Genomic DNA, 20,428 nt, shown 5'->3' with positions numbered 1-20,428 from the left:
CGATTTTCTGGAACGAGCGCCGGTTTTATGAGCAGGAAATCAAAAAAGAGTAAACGCAGCTCTGTGCTATACGGTATACTCCTTCGCCTGCAAAAAACCGGCAGCCGCCTGGGGCTCTGTTGGTTTGAAAAGCGCAATGTTGCTTTACAACGCAGCCGCGATTGTTGTAAAATTCCGCACCATTTTGAAATGAGCTGACGCTGACGTCAGCAAAAGACCGAATTTATCGAGGTGAGAGTTACATGCCGGTAATTAAAGTACGTGAAAACGAGCCGTTCGACGTAGCACTGCGTCGCTTCAAGCGTTCCTGCGAGAAAGCAGGCGTTCTGGCTGAAGTTCGTCGTCGTGAGTTTTATGAAAAACCGACTACCGAACGTAAGCGCGCTAAAGCGTCTGCTGTTAAGCGTCATGCCAAGAAACTGGCTCGCGAAAACGCACGCCGCACTCGTCTGTACTAATTTCCTTCGGAGGCTTCGCGCTTCCACCGCGTGTTAAACGCAGACAGAGTCAAGTTAGAGGCCGTGCTTTCCGGAAGGAAGCGCGGCTTATTTTCGTTTATGAGCGAAGAAAACGGGGCTTATGGCCGGACGAATTCCACGCGTTTTTATTAATGACTTACTTGCCCGCACGGACATTGTGGATCTTATTGATGCCCGCGTTAAGTTGAAAAAACAGGGTAAGAATTTCCATGCGTGCTGTCCTTTCCATAACGAAAAAACCCCTTCTTTCACCGTAAACGGTGAGAAACAATTTTATCACTGCTTTGGCTGTGGCGCCCACGGCAACGCTATCGATTTCCTGATGAATTACGATCGTCTGGAATTTGTCGAAAGCATTGAAGAGTTGGCGACGCAACATGGACTGGAAGTGCCCTATGAAGCGGGCAGCGGTCCCAGTCAGCTGGAACGTCATCAGCGCCAAAGTTTATATCAGCTCATGACGGGTCTGGCCGAATTCTACCAACAGGCGCTAACTCAGCCACAGGCAGTCGCAGCACGCACGTATCTCAATCAGCGCGGATTAAGCGATGAGGTTATTGCGCATTTTGCTATCGGTTTCGCACCGCCCGGCTGGGATAATGCCCTGAAGCGCTTTGGCCGCAATCCTGACGATCGTCAGTCGTTGACGGATGCAGGCATGCTGGTCACTAACGATCAGGGTCGCAGCTACGATCGCTTCCGCGATCGCGTGATGTTTCCCATCCGCGATAAACGTGGCCGCGTTATCGGTTTCGGCGGACGTGTGTTAGGTGACGGCACGCCAAAGTATCTGAACTCGCCGGAAACCGATATTTTTCATAAGGGCCGCCAGCTGTATGGCCTGTATGAAGCGCAAAGACAGCATCCTGAACCGGCAAAGCTGTTGGTTGTCGAAGGCTATATGGATGTGGTGGCGCTGGCGCAGTTTGGCATTGACTATGCCGTTGCCTCATTAGGCACCTCAACAACCGCGGACCATATCCAGCTGCTGTTTCGCAGCACCGATACCGTGGTTTGTTGCTATGACGGCGATCGAGCTGGTCGTGAAGCGGCCTGGCGCGCATTAGAAACCGCGCTGCCTTACATGAATGACGGGCGTCAGCTACGCTTTATGTTTCTGCCTGACGGTGAAGATCCCGATACGCTGATACGTAAAGAGGGCAAAGCGGCGTTTGAAGCGCGGATGGAGCAGGCCATGCCGCTCTCCAGCTTCCTGTTCGATACGTTGCTGCCGCAGGTCGATTTGAGCACCCGTGACGGTCGGACGCGTTTAAGCACCCTGGCGCTGCCATTGATTGGTCAGATCCCGGGCGAAACGCTGCGGATTTATCTGCGTCAGGAGTTAGGTAACATGCTCGGCATTTTAGATGACAGCCAGCTGGAAAAGCTGCTGCCTAAACAGGCCGAAAGCAGCGCCCAGCCTGCGGCTCCACAGCTAAAACGCACAACTATGCGTATACTTGTGGGGTTGCTGGTACAGAATCCCAGGCTGGCGGCGATGGTTCCCTCGCTGCAGGGGCTGGAACAGCTCAATATGCCGGGATTATCGCTTTTTATGGAGCTGGTAAAGAGTTGCATGGCAAATCCTGGCCTGACCACTGGCCAGCTACTAGAGTTATATCGCGGAACAAATTTTAGCCAGCACCTTGAAACTCTGGCGACATGGAACCACATGATCGTTGATGAAGAAGTAGAGGCAATGTTCCAGGATTCCCTGGCAAAAATGTATGACTCTGCGCTGGAGCAGCGTCTGGAAATCCTGATCGCGCGCTCCAGAACGCATGGCCTTAGCCCTGAGGAGCGGGAAGAAGTTCGCTCATTAAGCCAGGCGCTGGCAAAAAAATAGTTAAGCGATCGCGCCAGTATTAAGAGACGTGCTGGTGCAGCCGACGCATTTCATTCTGCCCGATGCGGCGAGAATGTATTACTCAGGTCGGAATGCAAAAGGACAAGCATGACAGTCTCAACAGTAAATTCAGCGGCTTAAGTGCCGATTTATACTCAGGCAGACCCTGACAGCCGCTACGAGGGCAGCGGCAATAATCCAAACGCCCTCACTGTTATTGTTGGCTCTTATAGCCGACCCGACACCAATCAAATTAACAGAAGTGTGGATACCGTCTTATGGAGCAAAACCCGCAGTCACAGCTTAAGCTACTTGTCACCCGTGGTAAGGAGCAAGGCTATCTGACCTATGCCGAGGTCAATGACCATCTGCCGGAAGATATCGTCGACTCCGATCAGATCGAAGACATCATCCAGATGATCAACGACATGGGCATCCAGGTGGTAGAAGAAGCGCCTGATGCCGATGATCTGATGCTGAACGAAAACAGCGCCGACACGGACGAAGATGCGGCTGAAGCGGCAGCTCAAGTGTTATCCAGCGTAGAATCTGAAATCGGACGCACCACCGATCCTGTCCGCATGTATATGCGTGAAATGGGTACCGTAGAACTTCTGACGCGTGAAGGCGAAATTGACATCGCCAAACGTATTGAAGACGGTATCAACCAGGTGCAGTGTTCCGTAGCTGAATATCCGGAAGCGATCACCTATTTGCTGGAACAGTACGATCGCGTCGAAGCGGGAGAATCACGCCTCTCCGACCTGATCACTGGCTTTGTCGATCCTAACGCAGAAGAAGATCTGGCGCCTACCGCGACGCATGTTGGCTCTGAGCTGTCTGAAGAAGAGCGCGCCGATGAAGATGACGAAGATGAAGATGATGACAGCGACAGCAGCGATGATGACAACAGCATCGATCCTGAACTGGCGCGTGAAAAATTCATCGAGCTACGCGATCAGTATGAAGCGACGCGTCTGACCATCAAAGCGAAAGGTCGCAGCCACGCGGATGCGGTTGAAGAGATCCAGAAGCTGTCAGAAGTCTTTAAACAGTTCCGTCTGGTGCCGAAGCAGTTTGACTATCTGGTCAACAACATGCGTGAAATGATGGAGCGCGTGCGTACGCAAGAGCGCATCATCATGAAGCTGTGTGTTGAACTGTGCAAAATGCCGAAGAAAAACTTCATTACGCTGTTTACCGGTAATGAAACCAGCCCAACCTGGTTCCAGGCGGCGCTGGCGATGAACAAACCCTGGTCTGAAAAACTGCGCGACGTTGAAGACGATGTGCAGCGCAGCATGCAAAAGCTGATGCAGATTGAGGAAGAGACCGGCCTGACGATTGAGCAGGTGAAAGATATCAACCGTCGTATGTCGATCGGCGAAGCGAAAGCGCGTCGTGCGAAGAAAGAGATGGTCGAGGCTAACCTGCGTCTGGTTATCTCCATCGCTAAAAAATATACCAACCGTGGCCTGCAGTTCCTGGATCTGATTCAGGAAGGCAACATCGGCCTGATGAAAGCAGTAGATAAGTTTGAATATCGCCGTGGCTATAAGTTCTCAACTTACGCCACCTGGTGGATCCGTCAGGCAATTACCCGCTCTATCGCGGATCAGGCGCGCACCATCCGTATTCCGGTGCATATGATTGAGACCATTAACAAGCTCAACCGTATTTCTCGCCAGATGCTGCAGGAGATGGGCCGCGAACCGACGCCGGAAGAGCTGGCCGAGCGTATGCTGATGCCGGAAGATAAAATCCGTAAGGTGCTGAAAATCGCTAAAGAGCCGATCTCTATGGAGACGCCGATTGGTGATGATGAAGATTCGCATCTGGGTGATTTTATCGAAGATACCACGCTGGAGCTGCCGCTGGACTCCGCCACCTCAGAAAGCCTGCGTTCAGCAACGCATGACGTTCTGGCTGGCCTGACCGCGCGTGAAGCGAAGGTGCTGCGTATGCGTTTCGGTATCGATATGAACACTGACCACACGCTGGAAGAAGTGGGTAAACAGTTTGACGTTACCCGTGAGCGTATTCGTCAGATTGAGGCGAAAGCGCTGCGTAAGCTGCGTCATCCAAGCCGTTCTGAAGTGCTGCGTAGCTTCCTGGACGACTAAGCACGCTGATGGCAAAAAAGGCTTCCCAACGGGAGGCCTTTTTTATTGGGCGGCATTGCAGCCAGCGGGTAAACCAACGCGTTTAAACAGAGCTGACAGTGTGCCTGACGCCCTGTACCTGTCAGCATATAATTACTGCCCACGTACTGCCAGCGCTTGCTCCAGATCCTTATAGGCTTCCGTGAGTTTCTCCTGGGTTGCACGATTAAGCCCGCTGGGATTCGGTAGCACCCATATTTCTGTTTCACCCACGGTGATCTCCTGCTTGCCCCACTCTACCTTGCTTTGGCGGAACGCCTTTTTAAACGCCTCCTTGCCCAGTACCGCCAGCGCGTCAGGCTGATAGTGCTGAATTTTCTCAATCAATGATTTGCCGCCTTCCCGCAGCTCTTCCGACGAAAGCTCGCTGGCCTCTTTAGTTGGCCTTTCTACCAGCATGGTAATACCGCAGCGGGTATCCAGCAGCTTAAGCTCTTCTTCCGGTTTTAACTGACGCTCGGTAAAACCGGCCAGCCAGAGCGTTTTCCAGAAACGGTTACCGGGATAAGCAAAGTGATAACCGGTATGAGCCGAAGATTTGCCTGGATTGATGCCGCAGAAGACCACCCGCAGGCCGGGCGCAATAATATCGGTAATGGTGTGTTCACTCATCCCTGCTCTCCTGTAGTTCATTAGTACCCGCTTATTGTGGCTCATTATTATCAACAAGGCCTGTAACAGGTACTCTTTTGCGACGCATCTTGTAGCATGATTGACAAGAGAAGAAATGAAGATATTTCAATCGATTGAATTGCTGCAAAAAGCGCCAACCGATTAGCGATTGCTGGATTGCCCCGCCAAGTTCCTTTATAATCCCGCTCCACAGGCCCCTTAGCTCAGTGGTTAGAGCAGGCGACTCATAATCGCTTGGTCGCTGGTTCAAGTCCAGCAGGGGCCACCAAATTTTAGCTGTTAAATCAGCAACCTAGAGCCACTCTTCGGAGTGGCTTTTTTGTTGGCTAAAACCTTATTGGCAGCAAAATGGCAGCAGATTTTTTTCTAATGGCATAAAAAAACCCGCCTTAGCGGGTCTGGTTAAGGTTTTTACATCCAGAGCGAGCCTTGTAAGCTGCGATCTGGGTGTGGTGGAACCGGCTTTATAGTTCCTGGTTTCATAATAATTTCAGCAACCGTTTCATGAGATTTAAACGTACAACCGCAATTGATGTTTTGACACTGGTTATAACGTTCTTTTGTCGTCTTTGATACTTGAAAGCTGCTGCGTGTATGTGCAGCATTACCACACAACGGACAATTCATCATAACAATGCTCCTTAAACACAATTGAGATGAATAATACACAAATCAACCATATTGAGATAGTCATCATCTCATTTCGAGGCTATCAATCTTCACTTCCAGTTCCAGACTGGTGGTAAAACCGCCGTCGCTGCTCAGGCTGTGCGTCAGTGTGGTAATAATCCAGCTGCTGCCGTCCACCTGCTTTTTGAAGCCGCTGACCTTCACCGGCATTTCCGTGTAGAGATCTGCGCGACCCCGTGCCAGCTGTATCGAGAACGTTGCCACGCCGCGCTGCAGCCGCTCCCACTGCATCTTTGCCGCCCGCTCTGCATTGTTGCGGCTGGCATAGGTCCGGCTCAGTACCAGCACGTTCTCATCCGTGCCGATAAGATAATCTCCCTGCTTTGCCTCCGGCTCCTTTTTCTTAGTGGTGCTTTTCCGCTTCCGCTTAACTTTCGTGGTTTCCTTTTTGGCCGGTTCACGGGTATGCAGCCAGCTGGCAATCACGCCGGTGTAGGCGTCACGGTCCGCCAGGGTAAAGCGGTGACTGTCGCCCGCCGAACGGGTCAGCGTGATAACCGGCAGGGGTTTACCGCTGGCCGTCCTGCCCTGCCCCTGCCGGATAAACAGCAGTTTTCCGTTCTTCACGCAGGCCAGCGCCCCGCACTGGCGCGCCAGGCGCATCAGAAAACTGGCATCTGACTCGTTGGTCTGGTCCAGGTGATCGATCGTCATCTTTGCCATATCTTCACCCAGCGCCGGGTCCAGCTTATGCCTGGCGGCGATCTCTTTCACCATGTCGCCCACGGTGGTTTTGTGCCATGACTTTTCGCGCCGGGTATTGAGCGTGTCGCGGAAATCCGCGCTGCGGGCGCGCAGTATCAGCCGGTCCGGCGTGCCGGTGTGTTCGATTTCGTCCACGGTGTAAGAACCTTTGGAAATAAGCGGCTCGCCCTGCCAGCCCAGCGCCAGATTAAGCTGAACGCCCCGGCGTGGCAGCTGCAGCTGGCCGTCCGCGTCATCCAGCTCGATGTCCAGCTGGTCCGCCTCAAAGCCCCGATTATCCGTCAGCGTCAGGCTAATCAGCCGCTTTTCAATGCGCTGCGTGATGTCGGCGCCGTCCATCTTCAGGCGAAAGGCTGGCGCGCTGGCCGTGCCGGTTATCCATTGCATTGCGCTCACTGGAACAGCCCTCCCACGGCGGCAGACGCTTTTCCTGCCGCGCCGGTCGCGGCTTTCTGCATGGTTGCAAGCTGGTCACTCAGGCTGCCGAACATCTCGCCCAGCGACTCATCCACCCGTTTTAGCGTCAGCGTGAACTCAATGCGCCTACAGGCCCCGTTGCTGAAAAACTCCGCCCGCGTCTGGTTCAGGCTCTCGATCACGAACATGCCAAAGATGGTGCCGCTGCCCTCAATCAGCGGCCACGCCTTGCCCAGCTCCGCCATCTGCTCCAGCGCAAACAGCGACAGCCTGCCGCCGGTAATTTCCGGCAGCAGCGTGCCGGTCAGCGTCAGCGTGTCGGTGTCCGGTCCCAGAAACTGCGCGGACGGGCGCAGACCCACGCGGCTGTTGGTGGGAAAGCGCCAGCTGCGCTGATACTGCAGCTCCTGATACGGCACCGTTTTCAGCATGAAAACAAACAAACCCAGCGTCATCATCATTCGTCAAATCCTCCCCGGTCACGGTAACTGCTGCGGGCGCGGGCCTGCGCCTGCCGCTCTTTTGCCTCCAGCTGGCGCATCACCTCTGCCACCACGTCCTGTGCGCTCTGCCCCGGCTGCTGCACAATGGTAATCGGGGCATGAATATTCACGGCGGGTGCCGGGCTGCTTCCGGCACTGACTGTTTTTACCGTTGCCCCGGGCTTTACCGGCAGGCTCATCGGATGCAGCGGACGCGCAGCGACAGGCATAGCGGCACTTCCCATAACCAGCGCTGCCGTGGCGGCCAGCGCGGCGGTGCGCCTGCGGCTGGTAATACGGGCAGGACCGTTCACGATTTCCGGCCCGTTCTCGCCGACGATGCCGAACTGCCCGGACGGAATAAACCCGCCGCTGTCATACAGCCCGGCAAAGCCGCTTTTCTGCAGGGCCTCAGGTTTACCCGCTGTGCCATTGCCGCTTGCGGTATCCGGCTTCATCCAGTCCGGCAGGTAGCTGTTCAGCGACGTCAGCTTACTTTTCAGTGCCTCCCATTTCTGGCTGATGCCCGCCATCAGGGCATCAATCATCTGCGCACCGGCTTCCTGAAAGCGGGCGGGCAGCGCCTTGAGGTCTGCCGTGATTTCATTCCATTTGGTGCTTATCCAGGTGGTGATGGTATTCCATGCACCAACCGCACCATCGCGGATGGTGACCCACAGCGCCGCAAATTTTGGCCCCAGTGTTTCCCAGTTCTGCCAGATATACAGCGCCGCCATCGCAATTAGCCCCACCACGGCCAGAATCGGGTTTGCCAGCATCAGCCGCCCCAGCCACACTATTCCGTTGCCGACCACGCCGAGCGCGGTACGCACACCGGCAAGGGCCGACCCCAGCGCGGCAAACGGTGCCGTTGCCAGCCCCCGGATGTGTGACCCCAGCGCCTTAACCGCCTGCACCGGATGACGGAAATTGCTGACCAGCGCGCCGCCTGCTTCCTGCGCCTTCTCTTTCACCTTTTCCATTGCCCCTTCGCGGAAGGCATCCAGCACGCCGCCCTCGTCGTCATCGTCACCGCCGCCCAGCGACCCCAGCGCCTCGCGGATTTTGCCGATAACGTCCAGCGATTCGCCTGCCTCGCCGCCGGTGAAAACACCGAACAGCTTTTTCAGACCACCGGCGGACAGGCCGATCCCCGGTGCCAGCTTTTCAAACGCCTTACCCAGCCCGCCCAGCACCGCGCCCATTTTTGACCCGGCGCTGCCGCCCAGCATTCTGACGCCGAACCGGAACATCACGAACGGCCCCAGCACGGCGGCCATTGCCACGCCGAGGACGCCCAGCGCCGTGGTCACGATCGCGGCCACGGCGGCGATTTTCATGGTGGTGCCTGCAAGCTGCGGGTTTTCCTCCACCCAGCGCCGCACGCTGCCGGTCACCTTCTTGAACATATCCATCATTTCCATCAGCTGCGGGCGCAGCGTTTCGCCCAGGCCACTCAGGGTGTTAGCCATTCCGGCCTTTACCAGCATCCACTGCGCAGAAACCGAATCCTTGTTAATGTCCGATTCTTTCTGCATGGAGCCGTAGGCAGCACTGCCTGCCGTCAGTTGTAACTGGCGGCGCAGCTCCGGCAGGTTGTTGGCAAGCTTCGCGCCATCGTCGCCAAACTCCTTACCAAACAGCATGGTCATGGCAGACAGGCGCTTGTCCTGTGGCAGGGCATTCACTTTTTCCAGCACGCGCTGAATAGTGCCCATCGCGTCCGTGGTCATCTGCTTTTCAATCTTTTTCGGGTCAAGCTTCAGCAGGTCCATGCCTGCCATGAACGACTTGCCCTGCATGGTGGCGATCGACAGCTCGCGCACCATAGCGTTGGCGGCGCTGGCGGCTACTTCCGGCGCGGCACCCAGCGACAGGAACGTGGAGCCGAGCGCGGCGGCCTTGCGATAGTCCAGCCGGTCCGCCACACCGCCCATGCGCTGCAGGACGTCGATAATGTCCGCGCCTTTGGACATGGCGTTATCGTCCAGGTAGTTCAGCGCGTCGCCCAGCTGCTCGATGTTGCGCGTGGGGATTTTATACAGCCCGGCAATTTTCCCGAGCCCCTCCGCCAGCTCATCCGCAGGCAGCTCGAAGGCGGTTGAGGCTTTGGCCGCCGTGGAGGCGAACGCCAGCAGATCGCGCTTCTGGTTCTCGTAGGAATCCGCCGGGTTTGTCACGCCCATACGTGCGCCGCCCTCAACCAGCGCGGCATAATCCACGGCCCCGTTTTCCATCGGCAACTGCTCACTGGCTGCCTTGATGGCCTTCTGCATGTCATAAAACTGCGCGGTGCGGTTGCCGTTGTTGTCGCGCAGGCCGCTGACCTGTTTTGCCACGCCTTTCATCGCATCTTCCATGTCCGCATAGCCTTTTACGGCGGCCAGCACCGGTGCGCCCATCGCCACACCCGTGGCGGCTATCGTGGTACCGCCTCCGGCCAGCCGGTCCCGGGCGGCCATTCCCCTGTCCCGCTGCGCCCGGATGGCGTTCAGTTTTTTCTGGCGTTCCCCCAGCTTTTTCAGCGCCGCCTGCTGGCGTTCGAGGGCACCGCTGGCGGCTTCCGCGTCGGTTTTCAGGCGACGCTGCGCGGCGCTCAGCTGTTTTGTATCGATACCGGCGGCGTTCAGGGCCTCACGCTGGCGCTGCACCGACAGGCGCAGCCCGTTATATTTCTGCTGCAGCTCGCTGGCGCGGTTCTTTGCCTGCTCCAGCAGCCGGGCCTGCTGTGCCGTGGGGCGGTTGGTGGCGGCAAACTGCGTTGCCAGCGCCGCCGCCTCCTGCCGGGCACCAGCCAGATTCTTTTCGGTGATGGCAAGCTGTGAACGGGTTTTGCGGAACCCATCGATTTTTCCGGCCTGCTCGTTCAGGGATTTCAGGGTGTCTTTACTGGCTTTCAGCGCGGCGGCCAGCTCCTTGGAACCGGCCTGCGCGTTTCGGAAAGGACGGGTGATTTTATCCACCGCGTTTAAAACCACCTGCAGCCGCAGGTTTGTGTCACTCATCGTCACCGGCTCCGCTTCGCAATATCGCTTTATGCCGCCACTCCAGCACTTCGGTAAGCGGCATCACGTCAGTGACGGACGGCGGCCAGTGAAAAATGGTAGCGATGTCCGCCACCAGGTCATCCACCGTCAGTTCGTCGGGAAATCCGACAGCACCGACTTCGGCAACAAAAAAGTGACCACCTCCACCGACAGCGAAAGCAGGTCGGCAGGGTCCATTTCGGCAATCTCATGCGGCTGCAGCGCGGGCTGGCTGATGCGCGGGATAACCGTCATCATCGCGTTCACGTCCATATCCATCAGCGCCTGCAGGCGGGTGCCGCGCAGTGCGCCGGACTGCGGCTTACGCAGGGTCACGCTGGTAATCTGCTCTTTGCCACGCGTCACCGGCGTGTCCAGGGTGAGGGTTTTCTGCTGCGGCTGCGGTACGGCGTCGTTTTTAATCTCTGTCATCGTTTTATGTCCTGAAAAATAAGTTATGCAGCGGCAGGGCTTCCCCTGCCGGGGTTATCAGAGGCCAAGGGCGCTTTTGTGTTTTTCCATCAGGTCCGTGCCGCCCACGATTTCGACCATGTTCACCAGGTCAACTTCGTACAGCACCTCGCCGTTAATGGTCAGCTTCGCGTAGCTGTTGGTGCCGGACACTTTGGTGCTGTTGCTCTCGCCGGTTTTCCACTCGCCGGAATCCACCTCCTTATGGCGACCGCGTACGACCAGCTCCACCGCCTGCACCTCACCGGTGCTGTCCGTCTGAATGGAGCCGGTAAAGCGCAGCTGAATGCCGTCCGCCGTAGCGGCGCCCATCTGTTTGAACAGCAGCAGCTCCGTGCCGCCGATGGTAAATTCCGTATCCAGCGCGCCGTCATCCAGCCCCATATCAATGTCCACCGCGCCCGGCATCCCGCCGCCACGGTATTTTTCAAACTTGCGGGTAAATTTCGGCAGGGTCAGCGATTCCACGATGCCCATCCAGTTGTTCCCGTCGTTAAACAGGTTCAGGTGTTTCAGCTTGCGGGGTAATGCCATCTGTTTTTCTCCTTACGCGCTGACCTGGCTGGCAAAATTCACCAGATACTGGTCCGTGATGCGCTGGCGCAGCATCAGGTTTTCCAGCGGCGGCACCGGCGTGTAGTCATAGTCAATGGTGAGTTTGCCCGCCTTGAGCGTGTCCTTGTCGTTCACGCTCTCATCCAGCCAGCAGTCGGCGCCGATGAGATAGCCTTGGCTGACCAGGCTGCGCAGTTTGGCGCGAATGCTTTCGATAATGTCGCGGGCCAGCGACGGGTTCAGCGTGCCGTCCACCGACCACATCTGCGCCTCCGCCATCGTGTCTTTCAGCACCTGCGCCGTGCGGGTATAGTTCTCAAAGGCAAACAGCGGATCGTCACTCAGGCAGCGGGAACCCCAGAAGCGGAAGCCGTCCTGGCGGATCAGCGTGGTAATGTCGTTCTGGTTCAGCAGGCCCGCATCCGTTGCCGGGTCCTGCAGGTCCCAGAAGACGTCTGCGGAAATGCCGGTGACGCCGTTCACGCCCACGTTGGACAGGGTTTTGTGCCAGCCGGTCTGCTGGTCAATTTGAGCACGCAGGCCGAGCGCACGGGCAGTGGCATAAGCCGTGGCGTCCGCGTTCAGCACGGTGTCAAAGTTGATGAAATCCGGCCAGATAAGCATCCCTTCGCGCTGGCTGAAGTTGGCGCGATACGCGATCGCCTCTTCCACGGTCTTACAACCGTAGGCGGACAGGTAGGCAAAGCCGCGCAGGCTCTGCGCCACGCTCAGCAGCTCCGTTGCCACCGCCTGCGTATCATGGCCGGGTACGCCGAGGATGCGCGGTTTAACGCCGCATTTGGCCTGTGCGGTCAGCAGCGCTTTCATGCCGGTGCGTTTGCCGTCTGCGGTCACGCCGCCGATGATGTTGGACGTGGTTTCCGCTTCGGTTTCGCCCTGCGCCACGCGCACAACCACAGTCACGGGTTTGGCCTGGCCACCGATCGCATCAAGCGAACGCGCCAGCGTGCCGGACTCCCCGGCTTTGCCGCTGGCGGTCAGCACGTCGGTGAGTAAAACGGGGGTATTCAGCGGGAAGGTTGCCGCGTCGGCATCGTCTGCGGTACAGACCATGCCCACAATCGCGGTACTTACCGTTGAAATGGTGCGGGTGCCTTCGTTAATTTCCGTAACGCGCACGCCGTGATGATAATCGTCTGCCATGTAGCAAATCTCCTGTTAAGGGGTTTTGCTATGTTCACGGCTTACAGGACCATAGTCACACATTTGCTATTGTGTGAATGATGAGACAACGTATTGAAAAAAATAAAAAATGTAGAGTTGCAAAATAAACATTGATTCAAAATATCATTAGAGTTATTAATGCATATCCTTTTAAAGGAGAAATAACACGCGAACAATATTTTTATGGTATAGGAAAATACATATGGCAGAAATTTCTCAGGTTTCCAAATCAAACGCTATAAAAACAGCTCTTATATCTATATTGACACCGTCATTTATAATTATAGCTATATCTACTTTCTTTATATGGGTTTTCCTTTATCGCATAGGAAGACAAGATATATTCTTACAAATAATCAGCTTTAAAGAAATATTAAATTTCGTTGCCTTTTATTCAATAATAAGCATCTTGCTTTTTTGCTCTGTTTTTTATATCCCCTCAATTATTCCACCACTTATTTTTCATACAGAATTAAAAAATTATAGTGATTATAAAAAAATAGAGCGCGGATATACATTGGCTTTGGCGCTAAGCTCGTTGATTGCAGCTGCTATTTTTTGGGGAGGCGCTTACCACCTTACAAAAATAGAAATGGCAATTGGAAAACAGTCTGTTGCGCCTGTATTTTTTATAATCAATATCGTCGTTTGCGTTGCGTTAACTTATTTATTTAATAGAAAGACTGTATCACTTCGATCGGGTCTTTTATCAGGTTATGACAAGCTATCATTCATCACCATTATTAATTTCTTTAAACCAGCACTGCTTGGATTGGTATCTTGCTTATTTATTTTCCCATTAGGTTTAATAATGAAAACACTGAAATTTCCTGATGGAACAGGAAACCTAAAGGAAGCCTTTTGGTTATTCGGCCTGACATCTCTTATTATTATGTTAACCCTTATCCCGCTCATGGTATTTTCAGGAGTAAAAACTGGATTACTAAAAAGGTTAACCGCATTCCTTTCATCAATATTAATAACCTTAGCCCTGACATCCAGTCTCTTACCGATTATACCTGTAATGATAATTAACATGACAATGAAATTGTCTGGCGTTATGGATCTTACGATTTATCGCTATGCTGTCCCAGTTGAGAAATATCCTACTGAAATGTTTTCAGGGAAAGCATGGGAATTTTCAGAAAGTAAAGATAAAAAATTTCACACATTTGAAGGAGTCAATCTCTTTACATTGGGGGACATCAGCCTTATCTGCCCTAAAAATATACCTGCCATTTTAAAAGAAAGTATGAATTATCAGCTAGGAGATAAAGAATTTGATGATGGATTGCGTAAAAAACTTCAAAGCTCAACGAAAAAATGCATTATCTTAAACAAGGATTCTTTATTAAAATGGCAACGATAAGATAAAAGGGCACCAAATAATAAGGCCGTAGATTTTGGAAAACGGCCTTTCATCTTAAAACTAAAAAAGCGCAGAATCACCTTTTATTTTAGAGGCTTGTCCGGCCAGCTGATATTCAGCCCGGCGCCGGTATCAACACGGTTAAGCAAAACGCGGTATTTACGCCAGCGATTATAGGTGTCTGTCTCGTCATCCGTTGCTATGCCGAGTGAAACCGCATCATCCAGCGGCATGATGACCGCATCAGCCTCAGCTCGTAATGCCGCCTTTTTGGCTTCCGCAGAGGCGATAATCTGCGCGGCAGTCGGTGGCGGTATTTCCTGCCATTCCGGCCTGCCCGCATCGCTGGCACCCAGCCTTAACCCTGCCGGCGCGGGCTGGCTGTACTGCTTCCATTCCTTATCACTGATTCTGGTTGCGTCATCAGGCCAGCCAATACCGGCGGCGTATTTTTCTTTGTCGCTGTCGTCGTAAAACCACAGCGTCGTTGCGCTGAAATAAATAGCCATTTAGTACCCCACTGCGATCCACGATACCGTGACCGCTGTTGTGTTAACGTTTGGCGTAGTTCCTGCATTTGCACCGTAAACGGCAATCATTATGCCGCCTGCTGCACGCGCCACACACTGAGGAAATGCGTAAATACTGGTGCTTTCTTCCACGCTCAGCGCCCCGGCGGCAATACAGGCATTCGGGAACGCCACCGGAAAGGTAACGGATTTTGTGTATTCTGTTGCAGGGATCGGGCTGTATCCTGCCTTGAGAATCAGCCCGCCCGGTAACTGGTAACTCAGCGGATTGCCTTTTGTGAAGTCAAAGGCAGACATATCCGGGATTTGATTCAGCCCTGTGCCCACGTTTCTTTTTGCCGCATCGCCCAGGCCTAAGTTTTTAAGAAACGCCGCCACGTCGGCAATATCGCTGCCGTTCTTCGTAATATCCATTTTCCCGGCCAGCTTGTTCAGCACCGTAGCGGAGAAATTCGGGTCATTGCCCAGCGCATCGGCCAGTTCTTTCAGCGTGTCCAGCGTGGCAGGTGCCGCACCGGCCAGCGCAGAAAGCGCGGCGGCCACAAACGCTGTGTTTGCCAGCTGCGTGGAGTTATTACCAGCCGCCGCAGTCGGCGCTTTCGGCGTACCGGTAAAGGTCGGGCTGACCTTTGGCGCATACTGCGAATGCGGATCGGCGGCAGCAAGATGTTTCGCCATCAGGCTGTCAGCATAGGCGCGCACCTCGATCGCTTTATCATCCACATACTTCCGCGTTGCCAGCACCACGGACGGGTCAATCTTCAGCGTAATAGCGTCGGTACTGTTCACGATTAAAATCATACGCACGGTCTGCGTGCGGCCGCTTCCCTCCTGCAGCGCGGGCTTGTAGGTTTCCGGCGTGTTACAGACCGCAATCAGCGTCCCCTCTGCATCGAACAGCCCCATTTCCCTGATCCAGAAGCCCCCCTCTGTTTCCGGGATAACCTGCTCAGCAATAATCTGGCTGGCGTTGGCCGTGTCCACGCTCAGGGAGTTAATCGCAGCGCGGCGCACTTCGTTAACCAGGCGTGTCTGGCTGGCGTCCGGCGTGGGCAATGAGCCGCCGCCGTCACCTACAGCCATCTGGGTAATGTTCAGCTTTGTGCCCAGCGCGGCGGCGTTGGCAATCTTTGCGGCGCCGAGGTTGGTCACGATTGCATAATATTTTTGTGTCATGGTCCCACTTCCATCAGGTCAATAACATGGATCGCCGCGCCGCCATAAAGCGGTCCGCTGACGGTAATCAGTTCAGGTGTGTACGGGTAAACGGTGAGATCGTCACCGTCATAACTGCCTGCAGCCATAACGGTTTCGCCGCTTACCTGCAGGTTGATAGACATGCCCAGCAGGTGACGGCTGCACGGGCGGGCATCGCTTATCAGGCGCTCCAGCTCCTGATAGGTTTCCTCCGTGATGCCCTGCTCCTGCACGCCAATATCCAGCCGGAAGGTGCCGGGTGCCTCGCCGTTCTGCCACCATTCAATAACGCGGATAAGAAAGCCGAACGGCTCAACCACACGGCGCACCGCGCTGATGGTTCCCTTGTGCTGATGGATGTAAAACGCATCCTGTACCACCTTGCGCTTGACGCTCTCCGCCCAGCTCTCATCCCAGCGGTCCACCGAAAATGCCCAGGCGAGGTACGGCAAAAACTTTACCGGGCAGGTTGCCGGGTTCCACAGTTCACGCAGCGGCACCTTCAGCCCGGACAGATCGCTGCAGGCAGCGGCCAGCCTGCGCTCAGTGGCAGACGAACCCGGCGGTAGCAGACTGTTATTCAGGCTCATACCGTTCCCCCTGCAGCGTCACCCGCCACCGTTATCAGCGTGCCGGTGCAGTAACCTGCCTGCGTGCGGTCCATGATGATGTCGCGGGCCGGTTCGACCATTTCCACCCAGTCCACGCCAGCCACGCGCAGCACTGCCCCGTAAGAGTCCTGGCGTACGCTGCGCCCCAGCTTCGCCTGCTCTTTCAGGTAGGCGGCCAGCGCCGCGTTAGCGGCGTCCAGACAGGGACCGGCCACCACACCGTCATAAAGGTGCAGCCTGGCCTCCACGCGGTACGGGAATATCTCAGCGCCCTGCACCGTCACGCGGTCCGCCACCGGGCGCACGCTTTCGTCATTCAGCGCGCTGTCCACGACAGTCAGCAGGTCAGCCGGTGCCGTGCCGTCCCCTTCCCGGCTCAGTACGGTAATTAACACCTCCGCCGGGGCCGGGCTGGTTGCCGATACGTCCGCCACACGCCCGTCCGCACTCTTGGCGTAAAACTCATAGGCCGCTTTCGGTCCGGCCACGCTCAGCCCTTCAAAGGCATCCGGCACGCGCAGGCGCAGGTCATCGTCCGTTTCCATCTCCGCTTCAACCGGCGGGATAGCCTCCGGGTCCGCCGGGGTAATGGTCAGGCGCTTCAGGTTGTAATTCGCCGCCAGCTGGTCCAGATCGCTGCCGAGCGCGTAAGCCACCATCACCGCCTGCGCGGCTTCGTTGATACGCTGGCGCAGCAGGATTTCCCGGTAGGCATTTTCCTGCAGTAGCTTAACCACCGGTTCAGACTCCAGCGCCAGCGTGCGGCGCACCGCCTCCTGCTCATCAGCCGGGTACAGGGCAATAAATGCCGCCTTGCGTTCCGCCAGCAGCGTCTCAAAGTCCGGCACCTCCACCACTTCCGGCGCGGGCAGCTGTGAAAGGTCAATTACCGCCACGGTTTCCTCCCGTTGAGACGTTCATGGCCAGCGGCGAACCGTCCGCACGCTGCCCGGTTAATTCCACCTGCAGGGAGCCGTCATAGTTGCGGCTGACCTGCAGGGCACTGAGCCTGATACGCGGTTCCCAGCGGCTCAGCGCGGCGTAGATGGCGGCCATCAGCTGCAGGTTCAGCGCATCGTTCTGCGGCTGGTCCATCAGGGCAAACAGCATCGAGCCATATTCACGCCGGGCGATACGGCTACCCTGCGGGGTCACCAGAATGTCGCGGACCGACTGCCGGATATGGTCGGTGTCCGTCAGCGCCCTGCCGGTCTGCTGGTTCATGCCGAGATACATTGTCATTTCGGCCCGTCCGTTCTGCTGCTGCCACGTTCAACGCCACCGTGATCATGATCGTCCACAATGACGCCGTTAGAACTCATGGCGCCGCCGCTCTGCATCACGCCACCATTAATGGTCATGTCCGCGTTGATTTCTGCCTGCTCAGCGTTAAGCGCAAAGCGCTTCGTGTTCAGCTCCATATTTTCGGCACCCTCTATCACCACGTTCCGCACGCCCTTAATCAGCCAGCGATGTCTGGCCGGGTCATATTCAAACCAGCCGCCGTCCGGGTATTCGGTCACGCTGGCCTCTTCGGAATCTGATGGCGGCGGGAAGGTATCGGAATAAATGGCGGGCAGTGCAAAGGCGGTTTCCAGATTGCCGCCGAGGCTCAGCAGTACAACCTGTTCCCCCACGGTCGGTGCCCACCATGTGCGGGTGCTGCCGGCGCGCAGAGTCAGCCAGTTAATCCAGTTAGTTTCGAGGTCGCCCGTTTTCACCCGGCACAGCCAGTTGTCCCGGTCCACGTCCGAAACAATGCCGGTGCGGATCAGGTTGGTGATAAGGCGCATGATTTCAGTAATTTTATGTTCCATTCACTCATCATGGACTTAATGATTGAATTTGTAATAATGTATGCCTTGTAAGAGCGGTAGCACAATCAAAGCTGCCTGCTACATATCAAAAGGGATAATATGTATACTTTACAAAGTGTTACCATCAATGGTTTTTGGAAAAGGCTAAAGGCCGAGTGCTCATTTAATAATGATGTCACTATCGTAATCGGTCGGAATGGCACGGGCAAAACCACCTTCATGAATATATTGCATGCTGTATTAGCAGTTGAACTTGAAAATATAAATGATAACGATTTCAGCTCAGTGGAAATTAAACTGAAAGAAAAAAATAAGATAAAAACAATAAAGGTCAATAAACATGACAATGTTCTAAAATCTTTTCCTTCTTTTGAATATCAAATCTCAAACAAAAAATATTCAGTTCATGCCATTGGTGATGACAGACGCTACCCGTACTCTATGAAAAGGAGATATCAACAAGAAGTTGAAGTTCTCAAAGCTGAGTTAAATAAACTTGTATCATTATCTTCGCTTTCTGTGTATAGACTCAGAAGCGGAGAAGATTTGGAAATTAGAGATATATCAGGAGTTAAGTTCATAAATCCTGTTGATTATAGATTAAATCAGTTACTCCTAAATTTAACTAAATATCAATTAGATCTTACACAAAAGGCAAGAGAAGTTGCTTTAGATCTTCAAAAAGAAGTTTTAGCCTCTATTCTATACTCACAGGAAGATAGTGAGGACCGACATTTCAAATGGCGCTTTAATAAAGACGAAGAAAGAAAAAATCTAATATCAGCGTACACGCAACTTAATGCCATTGATAATGAAATAAAAAAGAAAATAAATTACCACGTTGAAACTATTGATAAAACCTTTCAAGAAATAAATAATAAAACAAAAAAGAATGATACAATAGCCATTGATTACAGTTCCCTTGAGGCTTTAAGGAAGACCCAGCGAATAATCACTATGTCTCTCAAGGCAGAGGATAAAACCCGTGAAATATTTTCGCCGATAGTACTTTTCCTCGAAACACTACAGGAATTCATTATTGATAAAAAATTCACTTTCACCAGCGGTGAATTATCAATAAACAACGCGCATGGAAAGATCACTCACCATAATTTATCATCGGGTGAAAAGCAGTTACTTATACTTTTTATCGAGACGTTATTACAACAAAGTCAGACATATATATATCTGACTGACGAACCCGAACTATCGCTTCACATTGCATGGCAAAAAAACATCATACCTGCAATAAAAAAATTAAATCCAAACGCACAAGTTATCGCAGCAACACATTCACCTGAAGTAGCATCGAAATACCGAGGATCTATTTTCGATATGGAGAAATTAGTCCATGGATGAGCTAAACCATTCTCTTGAAGCTGAGAATATCTTAAATTTATTTTACCAAAGTGATTATATCGTTTATGTTGAAGGTCCAGATGACATTTGTTTCTGGGAGAAAGTACTTAAGGAAACGACAGACCTTACATTTGAAGTTCAAGATGTTGGTGGAAGTACACGACTTTTTAGCTATATGGATTCTATAATCAACGATGATTTAAAAGTCATTGTAGCATGTGATTCAGATTTAACATTATTTGATAGTAATCAAAAGAAACACCCGCGTATATTAAGAACATATGGCTACGCCATAGAAAACACTTACATTGATCAAGCAAGCATTAAATTAATAATTAAAAACATTGCAAAGTTAAAATCGCAGCAAGCTGAAAGCTTAAAAATTATGGAATGGTTAACTGACATTGACCAAAAAACCCGTAAACTTGTCCAGTTAGATATCTTCAACCAAAAACATAGATGTGGGATATCTGTGGTTGGTGATAATGCAACAAGATTCATGAAAAACTCAGCATCATGTTATTTATGTGAGGAAAAAATTGAATCTTTTATTAATCAAATAAAACCTAACCTAGTAGGTTATGATGACGCAGCCATTGAAAACGAAATAAACTCCCATGGATTAAAACATTTCCTCTGGTTAAGAGGGCATTTCTTTTTCTCAGCAGCAGCTAAGTTAATAAGCATTCAGGCTGCGCGTTTTGGGAAGAAGCCATCTATTTCAACCGAATCCCTTTATTCTAATTTCATAACCATTTTTGAAAGCAAATTCAACGCTACTCATCGAGAATATGAATACTATCATTCAATAACCAATAACATACAATTATAAAAAACCAGCACTACAGACAATGTAGTGCTTCTTTCCCTAAAGTCCATTATAAAACCAAGAAA

General features: G+C 53.1%; 21 protein-coding genes and 1 tRNA gene. 7 read left to right on the top strand and 15 right to left on the bottom strand.

Features of this window, described 5'->3' with window-relative positions; all coding sequences use genetic code 11:
• The first annotated feature begins 242 nt into the window (after positions 1–242).
• From rpsU to rpoD, 3 genes are all read left to right on the top strand, one after another.
• The gene (rpsU, locus tag ACQE32_RS14415) at positions 243–458 is read left to right on the top strand and encodes a 30S ribosomal protein S21 (protein ID WP_001144069.1); all 216 of its coding nucleotides are present in this window, start codon (positions 243–245) and stop codon (positions 456–458) included.
• Between the two features lie 121 nt (positions 459–579).
• Positions 580–2,325: a DNA primase gene (dnaG, locus tag ACQE32_RS14410; RefSeq protein WP_426981955.1), complete on the top strand. Its 1,746-nt coding sequence runs from the start codon at positions 580–582 to the stop codon at positions 2,323–2,325.
• Positions 2,326–2,603: 278 nt separating this feature from the next.
• The gene (rpoD, locus tag ACQE32_RS14405) at positions 2,604–4,448 is read left to right on the top strand and encodes an RNA polymerase sigma factor RpoD (protein WP_426973453.1); all 1,845 of its coding nucleotides are present in this window, start codon (positions 2,604–2,606) and stop codon (positions 4,446–4,448) included.
• A 132-nt stretch (positions 4,449–4,580) separates the two neighbouring features.
• On the opposite strand, the gene mug is transcribed toward rpoD, so the two are convergent.
• On the bottom strand, positions 4,581–5,099 hold the full coding sequence (gene mug, locus ACQE32_RS14400; RefSeq protein ID WP_427022001.1) for a G/U mismatch-specific DNA glycosylase: 519 nt from the start codon (positions 5,097–5,099) through the stop codon (positions 4,581–4,583).
• Positions 5,100–5,312: 213 nt separating this feature from the next.
• Here mug and ACQE32_RS14395 point away from each other — a divergent pair.
• Positions 5,313–5,388: transfer RNA gene (locus ACQE32_RS14395), tRNA-Ile, on the top strand.
• A gap of 143 nt (positions 5,389–5,531) precedes the next feature.
• Here the strand turns inward: ACQE32_RS14395 and ACQE32_RS14390 are convergent.
• From ACQE32_RS14390 to ACQE32_RS14355, 8 genes are all read right to left on the bottom strand, one after another.
• Positions 5,532–5,750, bottom strand: coding sequence for an ogr/Delta-like zinc finger family protein (locus tag ACQE32_RS14390; protein WP_427022000.1), 219 nt, complete (start codon positions 5,748–5,750; stop codon positions 5,532–5,534).
• 63 nt (positions 5,751–5,813) lie between these two features.
• Positions 5,814–6,902, bottom strand: a complete 1,089-nt coding sequence (locus tag ACQE32_RS14385; protein ID WP_427022043.1) for a phage late control D family protein — start codon at positions 6,900–6,902, stop codon at positions 5,814–5,816.
• A 5-nt stretch (positions 6,903–6,907) separates the two neighbouring features.
• On the bottom strand, positions 6,908–7,393 hold the full coding sequence (locus ACQE32_RS14380) for a phage tail protein (RefSeq protein ID WP_427021999.1): 486 nt from the start codon (positions 7,391–7,393) through the stop codon (positions 6,908–6,910).
• On the bottom strand, positions 7,390–10,419 hold the full coding sequence (locus ACQE32_RS14375) for a phage tail tape measure protein (protein WP_427021998.1): 3,030 nt from the start codon (positions 10,417–10,419) through the stop codon (positions 7,390–7,392). The genes ACQE32_RS14380 and ACQE32_RS14375 overlap by 4 nt, the downstream gene beginning before the upstream one ends.
• Complete coding sequence (locus tag ACQE32_RS14370) at positions 10,412–10,534, bottom strand: GpE family phage tail protein (RefSeq protein WP_084971544.1); 123 nt, start codon at positions 10,532–10,534, stop codon at positions 10,412–10,414. The genes ACQE32_RS14375 and ACQE32_RS14370 overlap by 8 nt, the downstream gene beginning before the upstream one ends.
• A gap of 14 nt (positions 10,535–10,548) precedes the next feature.
• Entirely contained in the window at positions 10,549–10,872 is a 324-nt protein-coding gene (locus ACQE32_RS14365; protein WP_427021997.1) for a phage tail assembly protein, read from the bottom strand.
• 57 nt (positions 10,873–10,929) lie between these two features.
• Positions 10,930–11,445, bottom strand: coding sequence for a phage major tail tube protein (locus ACQE32_RS14360; RefSeq protein WP_427021996.1), 516 nt, complete (start codon positions 11,443–11,445; stop codon positions 10,930–10,932).
• Between the two features lie 12 nt (positions 11,446–11,457).
• On the bottom strand, positions 11,458–12,630 hold the full coding sequence (locus ACQE32_RS14355) for a phage tail sheath protein (protein ID WP_427021995.1): 1,173 nt from the start codon (positions 12,628–12,630) through the stop codon (positions 11,458–11,460).
• A gap of 223 nt (positions 12,631–12,853) precedes the next feature.
• Between ACQE32_RS14355 and ACQE32_RS14350 the strand changes: the two genes are divergently transcribed.
• The gene (locus ACQE32_RS14350; RefSeq protein ID WP_427021994.1) at positions 12,854–14,020 is read left to right on the top strand and encodes a hypothetical protein; all 1,167 of its coding nucleotides are present in this window, start codon (positions 12,854–12,856) and stop codon (positions 14,018–14,020) included.
• 83 nt (positions 14,021–14,103) lie between these two features.
• On the opposite strand, the gene ACQE32_RS14345 is transcribed toward ACQE32_RS14350, so the two are convergent.
• From ACQE32_RS14345 to ACQE32_RS14320, 6 genes are read right to left on the bottom strand one after another with little or no spacing between them, the layout of a single operon-like run.
• Positions 14,104–14,529 (bottom strand): tail fiber assembly protein, encoded by a 426-nt coding sequence (locus ACQE32_RS14345; protein ID WP_427021993.1) that lies wholly within the window; start codon positions 14,527–14,529, stop codon positions 14,104–14,106.
• Positions 14,530–15,726, bottom strand: coding sequence for a phage tail protein (locus tag ACQE32_RS14340; RefSeq protein WP_427021992.1), 1,197 nt, complete (start codon positions 15,724–15,726; stop codon positions 14,530–14,532).
• Positions 15,723–16,337, bottom strand: coding sequence for a phage tail protein I (locus tag ACQE32_RS14335; protein ID WP_427021991.1), 615 nt, complete (start codon positions 16,335–16,337; stop codon positions 15,723–15,725). Before ACQE32_RS14335 ends, ACQE32_RS14340 begins: the two co-directional genes overlap by 4 nt.
• Positions 16,334–17,254 carry a baseplate J/gp47 family protein gene (locus tag ACQE32_RS14330; RefSeq protein ID WP_427021990.1) on the bottom strand — a complete coding sequence of 307 codons (921 nt, stop codon included), beginning with the start codon at positions 17,252–17,254 and terminating at the stop codon, positions 16,334–16,336. The genes ACQE32_RS14335 and ACQE32_RS14330 overlap by 4 nt, the downstream gene beginning before the upstream one ends.
• Entirely contained in the window at positions 17,241–17,600 is a 360-nt protein-coding gene (locus ACQE32_RS14325) for a GPW/gp25 family protein (protein WP_427021989.1), read from the bottom strand. Before ACQE32_RS14325 ends, ACQE32_RS14330 begins: the two co-directional genes overlap by 14 nt.
• Complete coding sequence (locus tag ACQE32_RS14320) at positions 17,597–18,175, bottom strand: phage baseplate assembly protein V (protein WP_427021988.1); 579 nt, start codon at positions 18,173–18,175, stop codon at positions 17,597–17,599. The genes ACQE32_RS14325 and ACQE32_RS14320 overlap by 4 nt, the downstream gene beginning before the upstream one ends.
• Positions 18,176–18,274: 99 nt before the next feature.
• On the opposite strand from ACQE32_RS14320, the gene ACQE32_RS14315 reads away from it, so the two are divergent.
• Together ACQE32_RS14315 and ACQE32_RS14310 are read left to right on the top strand one after the other, a co-directional pair.
• Complete coding sequence (locus tag ACQE32_RS14315) at positions 18,275–19,534, top strand: AAA family ATPase (protein ID WP_427021987.1); 1,260 nt, start codon at positions 18,275–18,277, stop codon at positions 19,532–19,534.
• Positions 19,527–20,366: a DUF4435 domain-containing protein gene (locus tag ACQE32_RS14310; RefSeq protein WP_427021986.1), complete on the top strand. Its 840-nt coding sequence runs from the start codon at positions 19,527–19,529 to the stop codon at positions 20,364–20,366. The genes ACQE32_RS14315 and ACQE32_RS14310 overlap by 8 nt, the downstream gene beginning before the upstream one ends.
• The last annotated feature ends 62 nt before the right edge of the window (positions 20,367–20,428 follow it).

This window comes from Pantoea sp. FN0302, assembly GCF_050113775.1.
GTDB classification, from domain to species: Bacteria; Pseudomonadota; Gammaproteobacteria; order Enterobacterales; family Enterobacteriaceae; genus Mixta; species Mixta alhagi.
The sequence above is the reverse complement of the archived record's forward strand: the minus strand, read 5'-3'. Positions and strand labels throughout refer to the sequence as shown.

Bases quoted from the DNA above. Each gene is read 5' to 3' on its own strand.
- ACQE32_RS14310 (WP_427021986.1), top strand. From the start codon at position 19,527: ATGGATGAGCTAAACCATTCTCTTGAAGCTGAGAATATCTTAAATTTA.
- ACQE32_RS14360 (WP_427021996.1), bottom strand. From the start codon at position 11,445: ATGGCATTACCCCGCAAGCTGAAACACCTGAACCTGTTTAACGACGGG.
- ACQE32_RS14390 (WP_427022000.1), bottom strand. From the start codon at position 5,750: ATGATGAATTGTCCGTTGTGTGGTAATGCTGCACATACACGCAGCAGC.
- ACQE32_RS14365 (WP_427021997.1), bottom strand. From the start codon at position 10,872: ATGACAGAGATTAAAAACGACGCCGTACCGCAGCCGCAGCAGAAAACC.
- ACQE32_RS14325 (WP_427021989.1), bottom strand. From the start codon at position 17,600: ATGACAATGTATCTCGGCATGAACCAGCAGACCGGCAGGGCGCTGACG.
- ACQE32_RS14385 (WP_427022043.1), bottom strand. From the start codon at position 6,902: ATGCAATGGATAACCGGCACGGCCAGCGCGCCAGCCTTTCGCCTGAAG.
- ACQE32_RS14335 (WP_427021991.1), bottom strand. From the start codon at position 16,337: ATGAGCCTGAATAACAGTCTGCTACCGCCGGGTTCGTCTGCCACTGAG.
- ACQE32_RS14340 (WP_427021992.1), bottom strand. From the start codon at position 15,726: ATGACACAAAAATATTATGCAATCGTGACCAACCTCGGCGCCGCAAAG.
- ACQE32_RS14350 (WP_427021994.1), top strand. From the start codon at position 12,854: ATGGCAGAAATTTCTCAGGTTTCCAAATCAAACGCTATAAAAACAGCT.
- ACQE32_RS14320 (WP_427021988.1), bottom strand. From the start codon at position 18,175: ATGGAACATAAAATTACTGAAATCATGCGCCTTATCACCAACCTGATC.
- ACQE32_RS14380 (WP_427021999.1), bottom strand. From the start codon at position 7,393: ATGATGATGACGCTGGGTTTGTTTGTTTTCATGCTGAAAACGGTGCCG.
- mug (WP_427022001.1), bottom strand. From the start codon at position 5,099: ATGAGTGAACACACCATTACCGATATTATTGCGCCCGGCCTGCGGGTG.
- rpsU (WP_001144069.1), top strand. From the start codon at position 243: ATGCCGGTAATTAAAGTACGTGAAAACGAGCCGTTCGACGTAGCACTG.
- ACQE32_RS14315 (WP_427021987.1), top strand. From the start codon at position 18,275: ATGTATACTTTACAAAGTGTTACCATCAATGGTTTTTGGAAAAGGCTA.
- ACQE32_RS14345 (WP_427021993.1), bottom strand. From the start codon at position 14,529: ATGGCTATTTATTTCAGCGCAACGACGCTGTGGTTTTACGACGACAGC.
- rpoD (WP_426973453.1), top strand. From the start codon at position 2,604: ATGGAGCAAAACCCGCAGTCACAGCTTAAGCTACTTGTCACCCGTGGT.
- ACQE32_RS14375 (WP_427021998.1), bottom strand. From the start codon at position 10,419: ATGAGTGACACAAACCTGCGGCTGCAGGTGGTTTTAAACGCGGTGGAT.
- ACQE32_RS14355 (WP_427021995.1), bottom strand. From the start codon at position 12,630: ATGGCAGACGATTATCATCACGGCGTGCGCGTTACGGAAATTAACGAA.
- dnaG (WP_426981955.1), top strand. From the start codon at position 580: ATGGCCGGACGAATTCCACGCGTTTTTATTAATGACTTACTTGCCCGC.